Source organism: Macrococcus equi (assembly GCF_047426745.1).
Classification (GTDB): domain Bacteria; phylum Bacillota; class Bacilli; order Staphylococcales; family Staphylococcaceae; genus Macrococcoides; species Macrococcoides equi.
Map to the genome: position 1 here is coordinate 834,954 of NZ_CP179732.1, position 20,401 is coordinate 855,354.

A 20,401-nucleotide genomic window follows, 5' to 3' on the forward strand; every position below is an offset into this window, starting at 1 on the left:
AAGTATGGTTTTTAAATTTTTTTCATATAACACGAAGTACATACTTAAGAATAAATAATAATGGGACTACTATTCTCCAACAAATTTGTGAAGCAATTTCCACATATTTATACTCTGGCTTTTTGTCTGCTTTTTTATTAATGTCTATATTTTTCGTTAAAGGATATAATTTGTCCAATTTCTTTTTCCAATATGATTCTCTTATATACATTAACAAGATCCATCCACATATAAATAATACAACCCATAATACACTAAATATCAAAACATATTTCTCATCCCTAATATTTTCTAGCTGTGCCCCAACATATAACATGAAAAAATTATATATAATAATTGCTAACAGAAATAATTTTTTCTTTGCGCGACGTTCATTTATTTGTTCAATTTGTTCATCTGAATAATCTTTTATCATGTTTCCACTATCTACACTACTCTGATTAAATAAATCACTGATAGGAACTCCTAATACATTAGCAACAAGTCCCATACTTTCCAAACTACTTTCTTCACCTTTTTCGATTCTTTGAATCGTTCGCACACTTAATTTTGCTTCTTCAGCTAATCTTTCCTGTGTCCATCCCTTAGCTTTTCGTAGTTGAGAAACATTATTATTTTCTTTCATAACCTCATTCCTTTCCAAGTGGTTAGGAAAAGTATACTAAATATCTCCAAATTATTACACGTCAGTATAGTGACAATAAGCTGACAACAAAGCGACAAAGGGCGACAGTAATACTTTTATTACTTATTTATAATATTTTCTAAGAAATAGCCACATTATTTGTAAAACCTTTCAGAATATCTCTCAAAACTGGAGTTACTTCATTTACTATCATCTATATTTGTTTACGGTAATAATATTGATCAACGTTACCAAAAGCCTTCTCTATCTTAAATAATAATTCATATCCCATTTTCAAATAAAATTCAGGTGCTTGAAAACTATAAGTATTAACAAGGATAGATGTCATCCCCTGTCTCTTTGCAACTGTTTCTAAATAATCTAGCAATAGTTTTCCTAGACCTTGATTACGGTATTCTTCATCTACATAGAGAAATTCAATTTCTACAGTTTGATATCTCGATTCAGCTACAACACCTGCAATTACTTTAGAACCATCTTTAATATGGTAATTAAATTCTCTCCATTCTCTCCAGTTTGGTTTATTATATTCTTTTATCTTGCTTTGAATCATTTTATTAATTTCTTGGTTACTTTGCTCAATATAATACATCTACTTCTCCCTGTTTTCTCAAAAACTCTTACCATTATATATCATTCTTAAAAACAAATTAAAAGTATTTATTATTTGTTTTTAAGAAGTGCGCTTATATCTTTATTTATAATATGTGATTTTATATTCTGTCCCTGTTACATTTGAATTTATATCTATTATTAAATTTAACTTTTTACAAATATCATTAATTATATTAATTCCTTTATTTTTAGTAGTTTCTTGATTTACATCATATCCTACTCCAAAATCTCTTATAATTAATTTATCGTCTGAAAGAACTATAAATATTTCCTTTGTTTTAGAGTGACGTACAATATTCGAAATAATATTATCTAATAATCTTTCAAACAATAATTCCTCAGTTGTCCAAATTACAATACTGTTGATTTTGCTTTTTAAATTTATATCATTTTTATCAATTAAGTATTTCCATTTTTTCAATGACTTTTTCACTACTAAGTCAACTCTGTATTCTTCCATAAATATATATTGATTTCTAAAATCATCTTCTTCATTTTCTGATAATTTTTTAACAAGTTGATTCGTATAAATTATCTTATTATACAATTGACTGATTTCATATTCTGGAATTTGATACTCTGAAGATAATTCATATAGTTCTAACATCATTGCTGTAAGTGGTGTATTAATGTCGTGAGATAACTGTTTTAAATTTTCTTGTTTTAATTTTTTTTGTTGTTCTAATAATGATTCTTTATAACGTAATCTATCTATTAATTTATTAATAGCACCCGACAATCTATTTATTTCATCGTCACTTTCTGATAAAAAATCTAGTTTTCTTGGATATACATCGTCATTTGTTATACTTTCCACTGTATCTTTAATTTTATTAATCCTGATAACCACTGTTTTAAAGTATTTTGAACCAACCCAAACCATAGTAAGCAATAATAAAAAATAAAAAACATAAAAATTTGCGTATATAAACGAAGAACTAAATGGTCTGTTCTCTTTTATAATATAAGCAATTACTGTATAGCTAATAAGAAATATGTAGTTCAATATAATAAATGTAACAGGAATTAAAAAAATACTAAAAGACATAATGTAATAATACTTTAGCATTAGTTTTTTATTTTTCATTTTTGTTCAACCTATATCCGATTCCGTAAATGGTATTAATCATCGTTCCGTCATCGTTTAGCTTTTTTCTTAATTTCTTAATATATACATTTAAACTATTTTCATATGTATCACCATTTGGCCAAACATGATTTATGATTTGATCCTTGTTTAATATTATATTTATATTATTAAACAAATAAAAAAAAAGTTTTCTTTCTGTTTTTGATAGCTTAACTTCCTTTCCATCACTATCCTTCAATAACTTGTTTATTACATCCACTTGAAAACCATTTATGATTTTAAACTGTTCATCATATAAGTTTGATAATATTTTCTCTACTCTTGCGATTAACTCAAGAGGATGGAATGGTTTGGTTAGATAATCCTCACCATTATTTAATCCATTTAATTTACTTTCAATGTCATTCCTTGCCGACAAAAAAATTATTGGGGTGTCAAATTGCAGCCGAATAGCCTTAGTAATAGAAATTCCATCGTTATATGGAAGCATGACATCCATCAAAATAAGATGGATGTCATCCAATTGTTCAATTACATTCTCTCCAGTTGCGTTTATTCTAACATTTGCACCTTTACTTTCAAATAATTTTTTCAAACTTTTAGCAATAAAAGAATCATCTTCTACAATTAAAATATTAAAGCCTTTCAATATAATTACCTCACCTCTTAATTAACTAGATACATACCTAATGCATAAAATATAATATAACCTATCATTAAGAATAGCAGTAACAAACTTCTTTTTTTAGTAAATATCTTTCTATTAGAGATATACGCCTCTCTATTAAGAATATGCATAAATACATAGCTGATTGCTAAAAGTACTGCTAGTGCTAATAAAGCCATTGCCAATACCATAAAAATTGGACCAAAATTGTCTAACATACGATATACTCCCCTCATTTTATATAAAATTTTAGCTCAAATATAAATCAAACCTATCTTGTATAACCTCTTATGCTGTAAATATACTAGACAAATCTTAATTTGTTATGAATAAAGGTAATAATTTTTTAAAAACTATATTTGATTAATTAATTTTTTATAAATATGACTTCTATATATAATCACACGATATCATAGCAAACATGGCCGCGTATTGTTGTATTTTTCTAGTGTATACTAATAATTTTTCTCATTTAATCTATCATTGACAACTCAATAAATAAAGTAGCCTTTAAACTTAGTTTCAAGACTACTTTAGAATGAAAGTTATTAATTATTTACCTTTGTGTTTGTGTTTTGCCTTCTCTTTTTTCAACATTCTTTTACGCTCTTTCAAAGCTTCTTTTCTTTCTTTTGATACTTTTCTTTGCAATCTTTTAGGATTTATTCGAGTTGAAGGTCTCTTGTCTTTGTATCCTTCTGTTTTCACATTATCAATTAAATATAGCAATTCCTGATGAATAAATTGATCTAATGTCTCTTTATCAGGATCCATTCCAAATACACGCTCTACATAACAAATCTTCCCATCTTTCTCAAACTTAATAACACCAATATAAAATTGACCATTATGAAAAATGTTCATTTCCATAAATGGCACCTCCTCTAAATTTATTACGAATGAGGGACGACCCGAGGAGGGAAGGTTACTTACACTTTAATAAGTGCTACTGGACTACCAACCAATATTGTGTTTTTACATTCACTATTAATCTATCATTATTTTACTTTTGTTTCAAAAAAACTTTGATTTAGATTATTCTATTCGTTACTCATACGTTTTAATTCGTTAAATCTTTATCGACATTCTCATCAGCAAATCTAATAATAATCACTAGGGGTATAATGCCGACAAGCAATATTTGTAAATAACTACCTAAAGGCTGGGGCAGCCAATTATAAAAAATATAAAAGATTAAGATGCTAAATAATGACAACCATTCTAGATTCTCTTTTTTCTTATCTTTCAAGTCTTCTCACCCATACTTTCAACATTAAGAGATAGATTAATACAATTAGAATATCCATACTTATCAAAATAATAAAAGATTTTATATTTATCGGTATTTCCACTTTACCTAATACACTTAATAAAATAATAAAAGTATTAAATCCAAGCAAACTTGGAACCAGTTCCTTAATAATTTTATTTTTAATATGATTATTATTTTTCACATCATCGTATAAAGTTCCACATAAAAACACATCAATTAAATAATAAAAAGTTGAGAAAATAATAATACTAAACATCATCACAGAAAAATACTCTGTTGGTATTGTGATTATTTGGTTCATGATTAAATAGCTTGCTATTATTAAAAAACTAAATATTAAAGTTCTATCTGAAGTATTCTCTTTACTAATCAATATATTTTTCTGATTCACATTATTCTTCATCATATTCCACTCCTCTGTTATACCATTTCAACCACAAACTCATTACTAACATGTATCCTCCAAATAGAAACAAATTCATAAAAACAATGATTATAAGAAATCTAAATCCTAATTCAGGTTCAATCCTGTGCGTATAAGAAAGAATTACTAATAACAAATTAAATCCAACTAGCCAAGGTAAAAAACTTTTAAATACTTTTTGTTTAATATCACTTTTTTTCTCTACATCGGTATAAAGTGTTTTACTAAAAAATGAGTCGATTAAAACATAAAACGTCATTAATAATATAAACACAATTAAGGCATTTCTAATTTGATCATAAGTGAAGTTAAAAAAATATGAAGATACAACCAATCCAATTAATAAAAGCATCAATATACCAAATGCTCGAGTGAACGTCATTCCATCTTTGTATTTTATTCTTTCATCTTCAAACATCTAATCTCCTACTTTCCAAAATAATGTATTTAAATCTGTATCTAATACTTCTGCAATTGCTATACACAATTTCAATGTGGGATTATATTTCCCAACTTCAATTAATGAAATCGTCTGACGTGTTACATTAATACTTTTTGCTAATTCGTCTTGCGATATTTTTCTCTCTTTCCTAATTTTTTTTACATTGTTATTCATAGAGCACATCCATTCATTTCCTTTTACGTAAGTTAGTATAAATTATAAAAAACCATTTTGCAATATATATATTGCAAAATGGTTGGAAAAATTTTATTTATTAATATATTCGTGGAAGTTAAAGTACAATGTCTGTAATATCATTACCATAAAATCAATTTTAAAAAAGATTGTGTAAGTGGAGAAAATTATGATATATAATAAACAACTTTATGAGAAATACAAACATAATTACACACCTTTGCCAAAAGAATATCACATTTAAGTTAATGTAAATTTTGATTAACGATAAAAGGAGGAGTTCATACATTATGTTAAAATCAATTAATCATATTTGTTTTTCTGTAAGTAATTTAAATAAATCAATTCATTTTTATAGGAATATACTGCGTGGAGAATTATTGGTAAGCGGAAAAACAACTGCTTATTTACGTATCGGAGGTTTGTGGATAGCTTTAAATGAGGAAAAAGAAATACCTAGAAATGAAATTCAATTTTCATATACACATATAGCATTTAGTATTGAAGAGGATGAATTTTGTGAATGGTACCAAAGATTAAAAGAAAATAACGTAAATATTTTAGAGGGACGTAATAGAGATAAAAGAGATAAAATGTCTATTTACTTTACTGATCCTGATGGACATAAATTAGAATTACATACTGGAACACTTGAAGATAGATTAAATTATTATAAAGAAACAAAAACACACATGGAATTTTACGATTAATAAGAACTAAATATACATCATTCAAACATTATAACGATAAGTAGCCCAACACAATAAGCATGTCGATATCCTTTTCACCAGGTAAAATATGATTGTTTTCATATAAGTTAATAACTTTTGCATTCAATGCTTCGAGAATACCTGGATTCTCAAAAGGTACGTGTTGTAGTATGTATATATTCATAAATTTCTCCTCGTACAGTTAATTATAAATAAAATTTAATATTTCTAAGAAAGAGCTTATCAAACGATAAGCTCTAATATGTTTATCTATTATATTCTTCTCTTAAAATACCATATTGTATTACATCAAAATATTGTCCAAACCTAAAGATTTCCTGCCTCATAGTTCCTTCTTTTATAAAACCCAATTTTTCGTATGAAGCTATTGCACTCTTATTAAATTCAAAAACTTGAAGCTTAATTTTATTGATACTAATAAATTCAAAAACAAAAGTCAACAAAGTTTTCATTGCATCAGTTCCATATCCCTGATTATGATAATTTTCATCAATAGCAATACCTACAAATCCAAAACCATTTTGCCAATCGATTTTATAAATGCCGCAAGTACCAATTAATATCTTATCCTCGGTGAAAATCCCAAATATAAATGAATCTTTATTCCCTGATATTGATTCATAAAAATCAATATGATCTTTTTCAGTTAGCGGAAATGGAATTTCTTCATTTGCATAAAGCCTATTAATTTGCTGACCCTGCAGTTCAAAAAACCTTTCTAGATCATATTTTTTTATACTATCTAACTTAATCTTTTCACCAAGCAAAAACCCATTAATATCCATTCTAATTCTCCCTTGTAGGGAAAGTACATTGAGAACAGTCCCAGTTATTTTTAATTATATGTACAGTTTGAATGGTAATCTATAAATCTCACTCCTAATTTATATTTCAAAAAAGTATAACACTAAATTGAAACAAATTCATTTTATTTCAAATAACTGTTTCTAATAATAAGGAGTCATGAAGATTAATATAAACAAAAAATAAATCCTCTATTATTGATAAATTTTCGATTAAACATAAGGTTCCACCAACAGTCACTATTATTATAAAGCAAGGATAAAATAAAGTAGTCAGATAAGGAATTGAAAAAACACGCACAAATGTAACAGACATATTTGTTTATAAAGATGGAAATAAAGCAGATAATCTAAAAGTCGATTAGTCAAATTGTAGTAACTGGATTTTTTGCAAATGTGCATAGATGCTAAGAACATAATTTCTAAATTATTGCGATATGTCGTAATTTTATATAAATTACTATTTTTGTAAATTTTTTTATGTTACTATTTAAATGTAAGTACTTACATTTGATATAAGAGGTGAATCACTATGAAACTTAAAATATTTAGTATCAATATCTTAAACTACTTATTTTACATTTTACTTGTCCTATTTCATATTTATGGAGATAAAATATTTAGATTAGATGGAACTCTTGTAATAAGTTCAATTGCTTTTACATCATTGCTAATTATCTTTCTTATGTTTTATTGGATTAAAAAACATCCTGAATACAAAAAGTGTTTGTATATTTCTTTAGCAATTAATTTTTTTAATATTATTATTTTAGTTCCTATATTTTTTGGCTATGCTTTACTCACACCTTAAAGAATGGAGAAAAAAATGAAAAACGAGATTATTTCAAAATTAACTTTATTAACTTCAATATTATTTTTATTATCTGTGTTTAGTTATAATTATGTTCAAGCAGAAGTTAACAAAATTCCTGTTACTGAAGCAATCATTCAATCAATCAACGGTAATGATGTAGACTCAATAATTGATGGTGGGAAAAAATTAAATAATTTTGCTGATAAATATATTAATGAAAATAATATAATTGATATAAATAAAGTAAAGGAAGATAGACTTCATGAGCAAGATATACTTTTTCTTAAAGAATATATAAATGAGAAGAAGAAATTCAACTTTAGTAATACTTCAAATCAAATAGTTACGAGAAGTGTTAATATACCAATATACGGTAATTATTGTGGGAAAGGTAATAAAGGTGGAAAACCAATTGATGATTTAGATGCAATTTGTAAGCGTCACGATCAATGTTATGAAAAAAAGGGAATGTGGAACTGTAGTTGTGATGCTTTAATCGTTGGGGAACTAGTACTTTATTCTAAAAATAAAAAGTATTCTATAGTGAAAAGAACTAGAGCTAAGGTGTTCATGTCATTTTTTACAACAAGGTTGCTTTCACAATGTAAAAAATAAAAAGCTAATCCATTGTGATTAGCTTTTTATTTTGTCTAATTTTACAGTTTTCTCTATTGGTCTGTGTGCAAGTGATATCTATTTTTATTCTTTATATTTCTGCAATATTAATTAGGAGAATATTTCATTTATCACTAATGGTAAACATAAAAGGAACAATTGATGTTGGTTAATTTTTTGTTTTTAATGTATCTTTAGGGTATTATATTTTACGTAGATTTTGATTAAAGGTAACAGGAGGAGTTTCAAAATAATATTAAAATCAAATTTAGTCACTCTTTATTATCTAAATATAACATTTTTTTGTATGAAAATGAATTCAAAGTTTATTCTTTTCCCCAATATCCCAGAGACTTCAAATATTTAATCTTACCAAAATCCTTGTTATTATTATTATCATTACGATAACTATCCTTAGACGATGCTTCATATATCTTTAAGAATTGTTCAAGTGTAGGTACTAGAAATATTGCCCCATCATATTGAACCTCAATTAGTTCATTAAGATCTATACCCGCAAATTCACCTGTACTGTCCATCGAACCAATTTCTACCGACTTATCTTCTTTTTTGAATTCATGTTCATGTAAATCAACAAGTTCATACCCCAGATTCTCCATGGCCGATTGAATTATATCAAAATCATATATTCTATCTTCATCATGGGCTTCCCACCCTCTTGGATCTCCTGGTAGATGTATATCTATATCTGAAGGATTCCAATCTTTTTTTGTAACAAATTCTAGACCTAATGAACCTATCAGCAATGGTTTCTTTTCATACCTATTTAGCGCACGAGTAATGTCTATAAATTCATCAAAAAATTGTTGATTCATATCTTTCACCTCATTTTATATTTAAAAACTTTTTTAAAATAACTAAATTCTATTTTAAGTTTAGCAGCAATGCAGTACACGATTTTGTCCATAGCTGTTTAAGAATATCAAAGCGTTTCATTTCCATATTTCCTAATCCTAATATGGAGTAGTATTACAATTAATGTAGCATGTAAGTATATAAAAAGTCGAACTGCAACTAAATGCAGTTCGACAAATAACTATATCTATATAAATTAAAAAATTCCGATCATAGTAATTAACAACCTTTTTCGGTTTCTAAAATTTAATATCATCTATATTTCTTTTAAGCGCTTCTTCAAACTCATTAATTCTAGTTCTTTCCTTCTTTTGTTCTTTTAATTCTTTCTCTATCATTTTCTTATAATCAGCATTGGCATCTTCCACACACATAATAAGAGTATCTCGATGATAATTTTTTACCTCTTCAATTGTTGTTCCATCTAAAATAATTTTATCACCAACAACACGTGCCTTTCCAAACCTATGCATTGTCGACCAAACTCTTGGATTATCCCATTTATAAACAAAAATTTCACTCCACTCACGACTAGGAGTTCGATTTAATAAAAAGGGGATGCTATATAGAGCTGAACCTCTCGTACCATCCATTTTAGGAACAGTTACTTCCTCTTGTTTTATTCCTAAAATCTTGATTTCATCATAGTTATTGATAACAGGTTTAGTTTCTGCTAAACGATCAAAAACACTCTTAGTTTTCTCTTTTGGTTTCTTTTTATGTCCTACTATTGTTGCCAATAAGTCGTTCATCTCATTATTAAATTGCTTAGATTCTTTGTCATAGTATAATGCAGTCCAAAGTCTACCTTTTAAGAAGTTAGGTATAGAATCTTTGTCAGTTTCATTCAATAATATAGGTAAAAATCTATCTTCCCCTACATTTCTTAAGATTTCATCTGACATTAATCTTGCTTCGTAACCGCTGCCACCAATTCTTTTATCTGTGTTCTCTTTATAACGTTTGCTACAAATTACAAGTACAAAGTCTGATTGCTGAATGCCCTGCTCCATAAAATATGGTAATTCTTCACCTTTATTTACATCCCATTTATCAAATACTACCTCGAGCTCTTTATATTCTTCCAACATTTCAGCTAAATCAACTACTTTTTTATCCTCATTTTCGTCCCATGCATATGAAATAAAAATCTTTTTCTTCATCTTTTTCCCTCTCTTGTTATTAATTCAATAAGTTAATATTTGTAATGATTATTTTCAATTCTATTATCGCACAATTACGCTTATTTGATATGATTATAATACTTAACTAGAAGAGGAGCAGTGATTATGTCACAAATAAAACTCAATGATTTACTTGGCTTTACAGAAGAAGAAATGAATCATGTAAAAATCAAGTTCAACCAATCAAATGGCTTTGTTGATCCTATGGAAGTATTTAAGCAAAACCCTGAAGAAGTGAATACACAATGGCTATTTTGGAGGAACAAATCGAGGTACTTTAATGTAAGTCAGACTGCAGTATGTTTACTCAAACTTTCATACGATACGTGGTTACTTACGACTATTAAGAAAGTGACTAAAGAACTAGATGTATTAGAAGGCATAAATTATGAAGGTGTTGAACTGCCACAATACGAACAATATTATGGTCGAGTGATCATCAAGTTCAAAAAATCTTTCATGGCACAGGGACGATTTTATAAAGATTTACATCAAGAGTTAATCGTTCAACAGATATTACCTACAATCTATGATGGCGATGATTTCCCAGGTTATGATAAGGTCAAACTATCATATCAGCAACTCGCAACGATTATTCATCGTGGCAAACGTGACTGGATTGCCGCCCTTGAAAATCAAAAAGCAGTTTATCTCATCACTGATAAAAGTAATGGTAGGTTATATGTGGGATCAGCAACGAGTATGAGTAAGATGTTGCTTACAAGATGGTCTAACTATGTAGCTAATGGCCATGGTGGTAATAAAGAGCTTGTAGCATTGGTTGAAGAAAAAGGCTTTGATTATGTAAAAGAAAATTTTCAGTATACGATACTTGAGAATTACAACGGGAAAGTAGACGATAAATTAGTACTTCAGAGAGAGTCATACTGGAAGGAAGCATTGCAAAGTAGGCAGTTTGGTTATAATTCTAATTAAATTTTTTCTACAAGATTAAGAAAGACACGTCAAAACTGACATGTCTTTCGATTAATCATTGTGGTTCAAAATAGCAAGATAAAGATACATTTATTCCTTATTATGTTTCTTAAAAACCTCATCATTTGTGATAACTTTCCCCCCTAATAATCCTAAACGCTCTATACACTTGCTCAAGTAGAATGACTTTCATCATTTGGTGTGGGAAGGTCATCTTGCTGAATGATAGGGCGTAGTTTGATTTGTCCAGCACGCTTTGGTGTAGTCCGTTTGATCCTCCAATGATGAATGTCAGATGGCTTTTTCCGGTATTCATTTTTTGTTCGATGTCTTTAGATAGTTGCACTGAGTCTAGTTGCTTTCCTAATATCTCAAGTGTATACACGAAACTATCGTCTTTTATTTTTGATAGTATACGCTGTGCTTCTTTTTCCTTCGCAATTTCAATATCTTTTTCACTCATGTTATCAAAGTCTTTTTCATCTGCGACTTCTATCAGTTCCATTTTTGTATAGGCACCTAATCTTTTCACATATTCATCTACTGCCATTTTCCAGTATTTTTCTTTCAATTTACCCACAGTTATAATTGTTATTTTCATTTTTATTCATTCCTTTTATAAAGTTATCCTAGTTATCCACAAGTTACTCACATATGCACATTTCACAACCCTATTATAATCATATTTTAAGGTCTCAGCATAGTTAATGTTACTTTTTACTCTGTATAAAAATAAAAAAGATGCCCGTTATACCGGACATCTTTATACATTGTGCATAAATCGGTGGTTATCCACAAAGTTATCCCTAGTTATACACATTTTTTCGTGAATAACTCGACTTATCCACTGTTGATAAAATAATTTTACTTAAATTTCATAAATTTTTGTCGCTACTGCTTTATCTGTATCATGTATCTGCACTTCATTCACAGTATCAATATCATGTTTATTTAAGATTTGCTCTACACTCATCCTTGCCAAGTCTTTCATATTATTATCCTGCGATAAGTGTGACAGATAGATGCGTTTCGTACTTCCTGTAATCACGTCTCGCATTGCATAGGCTGCATCTTCATTTGATACGTGTCCCATATCACTTAAGATACGTTGTTTCGTACTCCAAGGATAGCGTCCCATTCGGAGCATATCCACATCATGATTACTTTCAAAGACAAAACAGTCAGAGCCGTGTATCATGCCTTTCATACGGTCTGATACATATCCTGTATCAGTAATCACTGTAAGCTTCTTATAGTTGTTATTAAAGATATAAAATTGCGGATCTACTGCATCATGTGACACGTTAAATGACTCGACATCCATTCCTGCGAGTGTCTTCATTTCGTACGGATTAAAGATAAACTTTTGTTCATCAGGTATCTTACTATCCGCTCGGTTAATGCGTTCCCATGTTTTCTCGTTCGCATAGATTGGCAGTTTATATTTTCTGGCAAGTACACCTAATCCTTTAATATGATCGATGTGTTCATGTGTCACGAGTATACCGTTTAAGTCTTCGATTTTTCGGTCAATTTGTTCGAACAAACCTTCCATTTTCTTTCCGGTAAGTCCTGCATCTACTAGAAGCGAGCCTTTCTCGCTTTCTACATAGACTGCATTTCCAGTACTCCCGCTTGCTAATACTGACATATTTATCATTTCAATCACTCACTCATTACAAAATTGGTTGCTCTGGATTCACGGCGTCTACATAATACGTAGTCGATGTTCCGTCTGCTTTAATGACAGCAACTTGCCATGTTGGTTTCAATACTTGCCCGCGTACTTCGCGTACGATTGAGTAATATCCTAGTCTGACGCTTGTGACTGTATCGCCTCGTTCTAAGGCTGTTTGATAGTATAATACTTCTATCGCTTCTTTTGCCGGAATCACTTTTTTCTTTTCATTATTCTTACCCAAACCTTCCTGAATATCTTTCAGATAAGTTTGTTTATACATTGTGACTTCATTATTTGTATTATAACTAAATGCGAGTTGTGCTTTATCATTATTAAGTATCGGATATTCTCCGTAAACCTGATCAAAGTAAAGAATATGTTCTTTGCGATCAATCCCGCTTAAGGTGTATTCTTTTCCTTTATCTACTTGCGTTAAGATATATTTTTTCAGAGCATTGACGATACTTGTTTCATCAATACTTTTAAGTTTAATCTTTGGTTTAACTTCAACTGTTGTCACTGTTTTTAATGCTTCGCTCTTCTTACCAAAGTCCGACACACTCTCAGTAAATCCCGCACTTTTCGCTGACATAATGTTCATATAGACATTTTTCGCTGACGGTAAATCAGGTAATTTAATGCCTTCACGCTCAAAATCAATGCGTTCTGATTTAGTATCTTCTACAATGTTCGCACGTTGTACTTTCTCATGATAAATGAAACCTAAAGCAATATTAATAATCAGGAAGACAAATATAAATAACGATGTGGCATGTTTCCAATCCATTATTTCAGCCTCCCATTATCATATTCTTTCCACTCATCATTGTATTTGATAAACCATGCTGGTTTAAATGATAATGTTGACTGGATGGTTTCCTCATCTGAACGTTCCATTCTGTAGCCTATCATCATATTCGATACACGTTCAAATTGATATTGTTTACTTGATGCTAAAGAAAAACGTACTTCCTCAGCTGTCGGTAAATTTCTCACCTTTTGTTTCGTTGGGACTGCTACACTTGTTGTATAAAGTCCTCGCTTATATTCATAGACATCTTTATCTCCCCAGATGATATATATCTCAGATAATTTACGTTCATTGAATACTGGGTAGCCTTTAAAGAACATTTGATAGCTAATCGCACTGTCCGGCTGATTAATACCAAAATAACGATAATCATCTGTAAATCCACGATGTTCACTAATGAAATTAAATGAGTTAATTAAGTTATTCATCGGATTTGGCTTCCCGTGATCCACTTCTGATAAGTTATTAAATTTATACAATTCATTATTACTTGTCTTAACTATGCCTGTATTTGAGTTATATGTCTTAGATTGATTATTGTCTGAGCGTTCAATGATGCTATTCTTATCTCCAAGAACCACTTTGTTGATATCATCAACATTGATATTATCTGCTAAGTAACTATATGCTTGCGTATGTGTAGGTTTTTCAGGTACATATATGCTGGTTAATTCATCTGTTGTCTTCTCATTGGTAATAATACCTGTATACTCCTCCATATTTTTACGCGAATCTTTAACTAAATCATTAAATGCTTTACTTGATCCATTTGTCTCTATTTCTATCATTTTGTTATTGGTTGTTAGCATGTACATGACAATCTTTGCATGAGAATGGCTATCGATAATAATGCGATTGAAATTACTGTTCGAATCACCTTTAACAACATTATTTAATATATCCGATTGATACATCATGACCGGTATATCACCCGCATAATCAAGCATAATAAACTTATCATGCAATAACTTAGAAGTAAACGAGAGTCCTTGATGATTATTTGTTATTTCCGTTACTTTCAAACCGGATATACGGTTGATAAAATTAAGAATCGTTTCTTTGTCGGCAGTACCATATATGTGGTTATCTGAATATGAGATAACCTGATAAGGTAGAAATACGCTGTTGATATTATCTAAATTTTTTGGACTAAGTGCTGTGTTATTTTTAGTTATCGATGTTTCGATGTTCGCAAGGTTCGGTCTAAAATTCCATATTTTATAGGTCAGTACGATACTCGACATTACCAACATAAATAGAATGATTCCCTTTAAAATACTTTTAAACATCCCAATCACCATCATCTAAAACTTCACAAGGAAGCGTGATATAAACTGAGGTACCAAATCCTTCTTTACTATTCGCCCATATGCGTCCGTTATGTGCTTCAATAATCTCTTTACTGATTGCAAGACCTAAACCTGTACCACCCATTTTACGTGTTCTCGCTTTATCAACACGGAAGAATCGATCAAATATTTTATCTACTTTGTTTAAAGGAATCCCAATCCCATTATCCTTAATTTGAATTGTCATTCTGTTAAACAATGTATTTTGTTTCACGTGGAATTCCACTTTTTTCTTACCCTTAGAATATTTCAAAGCATTCGTAATAACGTTATCAAATACTTGCGTCATTTTATCAGGATCAATTTCTACAAAGATTCCTGTTTTAGGTATGTCACGGATAAATGTAGCATTTTTACCTTCGGACATCTCAAAACGGTTTATAATTTTATGGATAAACATATTAAAGTCGATCAATTCTTTATTCAAGTGATCATCCGTATTATCCATTTTTGATAATTGTAATAAATCATTCACGAGACGTATCATACGGTCCGTTTCTTCACGCGTAACATTTAAAAATTGGGGTGCGAGTGAAGTATCCTGCCATGCACCTTCTTCAAGCGCTTCAATATAACTACGCATTGAAGTCAGCGGTGTACGTAATTCATGCGATACGTTCGCAACGAATTCACGACGCTCATTCTCAACATGATGTTGTTCAGTAACATCATGTAAAACAGCAATATAACCCGTAATAAAGCCTGTATCCTGGATAATTGTAGAGAAAGAGGCACGCACAATCAATTGTTCTTTTTCATTCAGATCAATGACAATTCCTCCGGCAATATCCTGCAATTCGTCTAAGGAATAATGCTCCTCAATATTTAAAATATCCAGAACGTGACGTCCTTCAACTTCATCTTTATTCATATCAAGCATCTTTAACGCCATCTCGTTAACAATACGCACGCGACCTCTTCTGTCGGTTGCAATAACCCCGTCAGACATGTGGGTGATAACTGAATCAAGACGACGTTTCTCACTCTCTGTATTCGCCTGAGCTTCCTGCACGCGCTTTGATAAGTTATTGAATGTTAAAGCAAGTTCTCCAATTTCATCGTTACCATAAACTTTTACACGGTTTGTATAATTCCCTTTTGACATCTCCAGCGCTTGGTTACGCATGTCTGAGATGGGCTTCGTAATTGTACGCGCAATAAAGAATCCTAAAATAATCGTGATTAATAGAGATAAACCTGTCCCAATGATGAAAATACTATTAATTTTCATTAGTTGTGCATACACAGGCTCAATCGATTCTTCTACATGAATGACCCCTAATATTTTATTATCATCTTTGATTGGGAAGTTTTTAATCCATACACGAACCTTGCCACCCGGATCATCTCTTAGCTTTACTCTGTCATTTGTTTTGCCTAAGGACAAAGAAGATTTAATCTGGCTATCATTAATCTTTTGATTTATACTGTCACGGTTAGAGTCATTACTTGTCGCTAGAATCACTTCATTGTCATCAACATAACGTATCGTATCGATTTCAGTACGTAATGCATATTCATCTACTGTTTTCTGAATTTCTCGTTGAACTTTGTTAGACGTTTTTTTGTTATCTTTATAAATATTTCTTATGTCATAATTAATCGATTTGATTTGCTGATTAATATTTGTCTCAAAGTTTTTAGTTAATTCTTTTTCCAGATTATTTGTAAAATATAACCCGATAATCTGCATGCCGATAATAATGAGTAATACATATATTACAACCAGCTTAATATGTAATGATTGTAGTTTTTTATATAACATCTTCATTACACATTACTCCTGTGTCTGTAAGAAGTATCCTACACCACGACGCGTCACAATATATTCCGGATGACTTGCATCATCTTCAATCTTTTCACGTAAACGGCGAATTGTAACGTCAACGGTACGCACATCACCAAAATAGTCATAGCCCCATACCGTTTGAAGTAAATGTTCACGCGTCATCACCTGACCAATATGTTTCGCTAAATAATGGAACAGTTCAAACTCACGATGCGTCAGTTCAATATCTACACCGCGTTTTTTAATTGAGTATGCTTCCGGATAAACAATGATATCTTTAATGACAATATCCGTTGACTCTTCTTTTTCTTCTGTTTGCGCCTGCGTATAATGGCGACGTAAATTTGCTTTAACACGTGCAATTAATTCACGCGTAGAAAATGGTTTCGTCACATAATCATCTGCTCCCAGTTCTAAACCTAGCACTTTATCGATTTCAGAATCCTTTGCGGTAAGCATTATGATTGGCATATCGTACTTCTTACGAACTTCACGACATACTTCCATGCCATCGCGACCTGGTAACATGATATCCAGTAATACAATATCCGGCTGAACATTATAAATTAGTTCGACTGCATCGTCTCCATCATAAGCGACATGAACTTCGTAACCTTCTTTTTTAAGATTAAATTCTAATATATCAGCAATCGGTTTTTCATCATCTACAACAACGATTTTTCTAGACATCGCAATCCCTCATCTCTCGTAAAATTCAATAGTATCCTACTCTATAATTTACCACTGTTTCACACATTTTTCTATAACGTCGTTTTTTAATCAGACAACAAAAAAGAAGTTAGACAATTGTCTAACTTCTAAAAAGTTTACTCGGACGACTCATCCGGTATTATCTAGCGGTCCCGACGGGAATCGAACCCGCGATCTCCTGCGTGACAGGCAGGCATGTTAACCGCTACACCACGGGACCTTTATGATATAAATGGTGACCCCTACGGGATTCGAACCCGTGTTACCGCCGTGAAAGGGCGGTGTCTTAACCGCTTGACCAAGGGGCCATTTATTAATAGCACAAGATTGATTATAGCACGGAAAAAATAATTTTATCAAGCATTATTTTTAAAAAAAGTTGAAAAAATTTAGTATAATAATTATATACACTCAAAAATTTTATCTATAAGGAGCCATGTTATGTCAGAAACCTTTAAAAAAGCGACGAAACAGCATAAAAAACTACCATTTAAAGAAAAAGTTAAACGGTTCTCTTTTATTACAATCGGTGCAATCCTAATGGCTATCGCCCTGGAACTTTTTTTAGTACCTAACAAATTACTGGATGGCGGTATCGTCGGTATTTCTATTATGACTGCTCATCTACTCAAATTACCACTTGGCTTATTCATATTTATTTTAAACATCCCCTTCTTCTATCTTGGCTATAAACAAATAGGGAAAACTTTCGCTTTCTCAACTCTTTATGCTATTACACTATTATCAATCGGTACATTACTATTACATCCTGTACCTCCATTCGTAAATGAAAAATTTCTTGTCACAATTTTTGGCGGTGTGATACTCGGATTAGGTGTTGGTCTGGTGATTCGTTACGGGGGATCGCTTGATGGTTCTGAAATCTTAGCGATATTGATCAGTAATAAATCTCCATTTTCAGTTGGAGAGATTGTGATGGTCATCAACTTCTTTATCTACATTGCAGCAGGATTTGTCTTTACATGGGAATCAGCGATGTATTCAGTCATTGCTTATTTTATAGCCTTTAAAACGATAGACATCGTACAGCAAGGTCTGGATGAGTCGAAATCGGTATGGATTATTAGTGAGCAACATGAAGAAATAGGTGACGCTATTAATGCACGCCTAGGCCGAGGTGTCACGTATTTAACAGGTGAGGGCGCTTATACCGGGGACGATAAGAAAGTCATCTTTTGTGTCATTACACGTCTAGAAGAATTTAAATTAAAAGATATCGTTAACCATTATGATGAAAAAGCGTTTGTTGCAATTGGCAATGTGTCAGAAGTTAAAGGCGGTAGATTTAAGAAACGCGATATTCATTAATAAAAAACAGTAATAAAGTTGTCTATTAAAATAGATTCCTTTATTACTGTTTTTTAATTTATTATTTACTTGTATCCCATAAATCTTCTAAAAGATTCGTTTGTGTTCTATCTGGTCCTACTGAGAAGATAGAAATCTTAACACCACATAATTCAGAAATACGCTCTAAATAACGACGTGCGTTCTCAGGAAGTTCTTCCATCGTTTTAACACCTGTAACATCTTCTGTCCATCCTGGTAATTCTTCAAAGACTGGCTTACAACGATTTAAAGCATTTAAATTCGCTGGATATTCAGTAATCACTTCACCATCTAACTCATATGCAGTACAGATTTTAACCGTTTCTAAACCTGTTAACACATCAATCGAGTTGATTGATAAATCTGTAATACCACTTGCACGGCGTGAATGACGTAACACCACAGAGTCAAACCAACCGACACGACGTGGACGTCCAGTTGTTGTACCATATTCACGACCTACTTCGCGGATATGATGTCCATCTTCATCAAATAATTCTGTAGGGAATGGTCCATCACCTACACGAGAAGTGTAAGCTTTACAAACACCAACTACTTTATCAACGAAAGTTGGTCCAACACCTGTACCAACAGTTACATTACCTGCGATTGGGTTACTTGAAGTAACGAAAGGATATGTACCGTGATCGATATCAAGCATTACACCTTGAGCACCTTCAAATAATACTTTTTCTTCTGCGATGAATGCATCATCTAACACTTTAGCAGTATCGACTGTGTATTGTTTTAAACGTTGACCTGCTGCGAAATAAGGTTCAAAAATTTCATCAAAAGTGAATCCTTCTGCATTAAACATTTTTTCGAACAATTCATTTTTTGCTTTTAAGTTTTCTTCTAATTTCGCTCTAAACGTCTCTTCGTCTAATAAATCTGCCATACGTATACCGATACGTTGTACTTTATCTACGTAAGCTGGTCCGATACCTTTTTTCGTCGTACCAATTTTATTATCGCCACGCTTTTCTTCTTCCAGCTCATCTTGTTTTAAGTGATAAGGTAAGATCACTTGAGCACGGTTTGAGATGCGTAAGTTATCGGTTGAAATCCCTCTTTCATTTAATCCATCTAATTCTTTTAATAACGCAACCGGATCCACTACAACACCATTTCCGATTACTGATAATTTATCTGAATAGAAAATTCCTGATGGTACTAAGTGTAATTTATATGTTTCTCCACCGAATTTTATAGTATGACCTGCATTATTTCCACCTGAAAAACGAGCAATCACGTTTGCCTGTTCTGCTAAAAAGTCTGTGATTTTACCTTTACCTTCGTCTCCCCACTGCGTCCCAACAACTACGATTGATGACATGAGTGCACCTCCAAATTTTCTTAACTAACCTTAGCCATTCTATCAATATATAAATAAAAAATC

General features: G+C 31.1%; 24 protein-coding genes and 2 tRNA genes. 4 read left to right on the forward strand and 22 right to left on the reverse strand.

Features of this window, described 5'->3' with window-relative positions; all coding sequences use genetic code 11:
• Positions 1-22: 22 nt before the first annotated feature.
• From ACMGE6_RS04430 to ACMGE6_RS04470, 9 genes are all read right to left on the reverse strand, one after another.
• Positions 23-625: a helix-turn-helix domain-containing protein gene (locus ACMGE6_RS04430; RefSeq protein WP_414054597.1), complete on the reverse strand. Its 603-nt coding sequence runs from the start codon at positions 623-625 to the stop codon at positions 23-25.
• 214 nt (positions 626-839) lie between these two features.
• Positions 840-1,199, reverse strand: a complete 360-nt coding sequence (locus tag ACMGE6_RS04435; protein WP_414054598.1) for a GNAT family N-acetyltransferase — start codon at positions 1,197-1,199, stop codon at positions 840-842.
• A gap of 141 nt (positions 1,200-1,340) precedes the next feature.
• On the reverse strand, positions 1,341-2,348 hold the full coding sequence (locus tag ACMGE6_RS04440) for a hypothetical protein (RefSeq protein ID WP_414054599.1): 1,008 nt from the start codon (positions 2,346-2,348) through the stop codon (positions 1,341-1,343).
• A complete protein-coding gene (locus tag ACMGE6_RS04445; protein ID WP_414054600.1) occupies positions 2,338-3,000 on the reverse strand; it encodes a response regulator transcription factor in 663 nt (220 codons plus the stop codon). The genes ACMGE6_RS04440 and ACMGE6_RS04445 overlap by 11 nt, the downstream gene beginning before the upstream one ends.
• A gap of 17 nt (positions 3,001-3,017) precedes the next feature.
• On the reverse strand, positions 3,018-3,236 hold the full coding sequence (locus ACMGE6_RS04450) for a hypothetical protein (protein WP_414054601.1): 219 nt from the start codon (positions 3,234-3,236) through the stop codon (positions 3,018-3,020).
• 334 nt (positions 3,237-3,570) lie between these two features.
• Positions 3,571-3,888, reverse strand: a complete 318-nt coding sequence (locus ACMGE6_RS04455) for a DUF2992 family protein (RefSeq protein WP_414054602.1) — start codon at positions 3,886-3,888, stop codon at positions 3,571-3,573.
• A 368-nt stretch (positions 3,889-4,256) separates the two neighbouring features.
• Positions 4,257-4,694 carry a hypothetical protein gene (locus ACMGE6_RS04460; RefSeq protein WP_414054603.1) on the reverse strand — a complete coding sequence of 146 codons (438 nt, stop codon included), beginning with the start codon at positions 4,692-4,694 and terminating at the stop codon, positions 4,257-4,259.
• Complete coding sequence (locus tag ACMGE6_RS04465; protein ID WP_414054604.1) at positions 4,684-5,133, reverse strand: hypothetical protein; 450 nt, start codon at positions 5,131-5,133, stop codon at positions 4,684-4,686. Before ACMGE6_RS04465 ends, ACMGE6_RS04460 begins: the two co-directional genes overlap by 11 nt.
• Positions 5,134-5,331: a helix-turn-helix transcriptional regulator gene (locus ACMGE6_RS04470; RefSeq protein WP_414054605.1), complete on the reverse strand. Its 198-nt coding sequence runs from the start codon at positions 5,329-5,331 to the stop codon at positions 5,134-5,136.
• 311 nt (positions 5,332-5,642) lie between these two features.
• Between ACMGE6_RS04470 and fosB the strand changes: the two genes are divergently transcribed.
• Positions 5,643-6,062, forward strand: a complete 420-nt coding sequence (gene fosB / locus ACMGE6_RS04475) for a FosB/FosD family fosfomycin resistance bacillithiol transferase (protein ID WP_414054606.1) — start codon at positions 5,643-5,645, stop codon at positions 6,060-6,062.
• Positions 6,063-6,090: 28 nt separating this feature from the next.
• Here the strand turns inward: fosB and ACMGE6_RS04480 are convergent, their stop codons facing one another.
• Both ACMGE6_RS04480 and ACMGE6_RS04485 read right to left on the reverse strand, forming a co-directional pair.
• Entirely contained in the window at positions 6,091-6,246 is a 156-nt protein-coding gene (locus ACMGE6_RS04480; RefSeq protein WP_414054607.1) for a hypothetical protein, read from the reverse strand.
• An 82-nt stretch (positions 6,247-6,328) separates the two neighbouring features.
• Complete coding sequence (locus ACMGE6_RS04485; protein WP_414054608.1) at positions 6,329-6,868, reverse strand: GNAT family N-acetyltransferase; 540 nt, start codon at positions 6,866-6,868, stop codon at positions 6,329-6,331.
• Between the two features lie 844 nt (positions 6,869-7,712).
• Here ACMGE6_RS04485 and ACMGE6_RS04490 point away from each other — a divergent pair.
• Complete coding sequence (locus ACMGE6_RS04490; RefSeq protein WP_414054609.1) at positions 7,713-8,315, forward strand: phospholipase A2 family protein; 603 nt, start codon at positions 7,713-7,715, stop codon at positions 8,313-8,315.
• A 326-nt stretch (positions 8,316-8,641) separates the two neighbouring features.
• Here the strand turns inward: ACMGE6_RS04490 and ACMGE6_RS04495 are convergent, their stop codons facing one another.
• Together ACMGE6_RS04495 and ACMGE6_RS04500 are read right to left on the reverse strand one after the other, a co-directional pair.
• The gene (locus tag ACMGE6_RS04495) at positions 8,642-9,151 is read right to left on the reverse strand and encodes a phosphoribosylanthranilate isomerase (RefSeq protein ID WP_414054610.1); all 510 of its coding nucleotides are present in this window, start codon (positions 9,149-9,151) and stop codon (positions 8,642-8,644) included.
• A 279-nt stretch (positions 9,152-9,430) separates the two neighbouring features.
• On the reverse strand, positions 9,431-10,354 hold the full coding sequence (locus ACMGE6_RS04500; RefSeq protein ID WP_414054611.1) for an SEFIR domain-containing protein: 924 nt from the start codon (positions 10,352-10,354) through the stop codon (positions 9,431-9,433).
• A 126-nt stretch (positions 10,355-10,480) separates the two neighbouring features.
• Here ACMGE6_RS04500 and ACMGE6_RS04505 point away from each other — a divergent pair, with 126 nt between their 5' ends.
• Positions 10,481-11,311, forward strand: a complete 831-nt coding sequence (locus ACMGE6_RS04505; RefSeq protein ID WP_414054612.1) for a GIY-YIG nuclease family protein — start codon at positions 10,481-10,483, stop codon at positions 11,309-11,311.
• 121 nt (positions 11,312-11,432) lie between these two features.
• Here the strand turns inward: ACMGE6_RS04505 and rlmH are convergent, their stop codons facing one another.
• From rlmH to ACMGE6_RS04545, 8 genes are all read right to left on the reverse strand, one after another.
• Positions 11,433-11,912, reverse strand: coding sequence for a 23S rRNA (pseudouridine(1915)-N(3))-methyltransferase RlmH (rlmH, locus tag ACMGE6_RS04510; protein WP_414054613.1), 480 nt, complete (start codon positions 11,910-11,912; stop codon positions 11,433-11,435).
• 267 nt (positions 11,913-12,179) lie between these two features.
• Entirely contained in the window at positions 12,180-12,971 is a 792-nt protein-coding gene (locus ACMGE6_RS04515; protein ID WP_414045363.1) for an MBL fold metallo-hydrolase, read from the reverse strand.
• Positions 12,972-12,987: 16 nt separating this feature from the next.
• A complete protein-coding gene (locus ACMGE6_RS04520; protein ID WP_414045364.1) occupies positions 12,988-13,779 on the reverse strand; it encodes a two-component system regulatory protein YycI in 792 nt (263 codons plus the stop codon).
• Positions 13,779-15,092 (reverse strand): YycH family regulatory protein, encoded by a 1,314-nt coding sequence (locus tag ACMGE6_RS04525; RefSeq protein WP_414054614.1) that lies wholly within the window; start codon positions 15,090-15,092, stop codon positions 13,779-13,781. The genes ACMGE6_RS04520 and ACMGE6_RS04525 overlap by 1 nt, the downstream gene beginning before the upstream one ends.
• Positions 15,085-16,923, reverse strand: coding sequence for a cell wall metabolism sensor histidine kinase WalK (gene walK / locus ACMGE6_RS04530; protein WP_414045366.1), 1,839 nt, complete (start codon positions 16,921-16,923; stop codon positions 15,085-15,087). Before walK ends, ACMGE6_RS04525 begins: the two co-directional genes overlap by 8 nt.
• A 6-nt stretch (positions 16,924-16,929) precedes the next feature.
• Complete coding sequence (yycF, locus tag ACMGE6_RS04535) at positions 16,930-17,631, reverse strand: response regulator YycF (RefSeq protein WP_414045367.1); 702 nt, start codon at positions 17,629-17,631, stop codon at positions 16,930-16,932.
• A 168-nt stretch (positions 17,632-17,799) separates the two neighbouring features.
• A tRNA-Asp gene (locus tag ACMGE6_RS04540) sits at positions 17,800-17,872 on the reverse strand.
• 13 nt (positions 17,873-17,885) lie between these two features.
• A tRNA-Glu gene (locus tag ACMGE6_RS04545) sits at positions 17,886-17,960 on the reverse strand.
• A 133-nt stretch (positions 17,961-18,093) separates the two neighbouring features.
• Between ACMGE6_RS04545 and ACMGE6_RS04550 the strand changes: the two genes are divergently transcribed.
• The gene (locus ACMGE6_RS04550) at positions 18,094-18,981 is read left to right on the forward strand and encodes a YitT family protein (protein ID WP_414054615.1); all 888 of its coding nucleotides are present in this window, start codon (positions 18,094-18,096) and stop codon (positions 18,979-18,981) included.
• Between the two features lie 61 nt (positions 18,982-19,042).
• Here ACMGE6_RS04550 and ACMGE6_RS04555 read toward each other — a convergent pair whose 3' ends face one another.
• The gene (locus tag ACMGE6_RS04555) at positions 19,043-20,338 is read right to left on the reverse strand and encodes an adenylosuccinate synthase (protein ID WP_414054616.1); all 1,296 of its coding nucleotides are present in this window, start codon (positions 20,336-20,338) and stop codon (positions 19,043-19,045) included.
• Between the last annotated feature and the right edge of the window lie 63 nt (positions 20,339-20,401).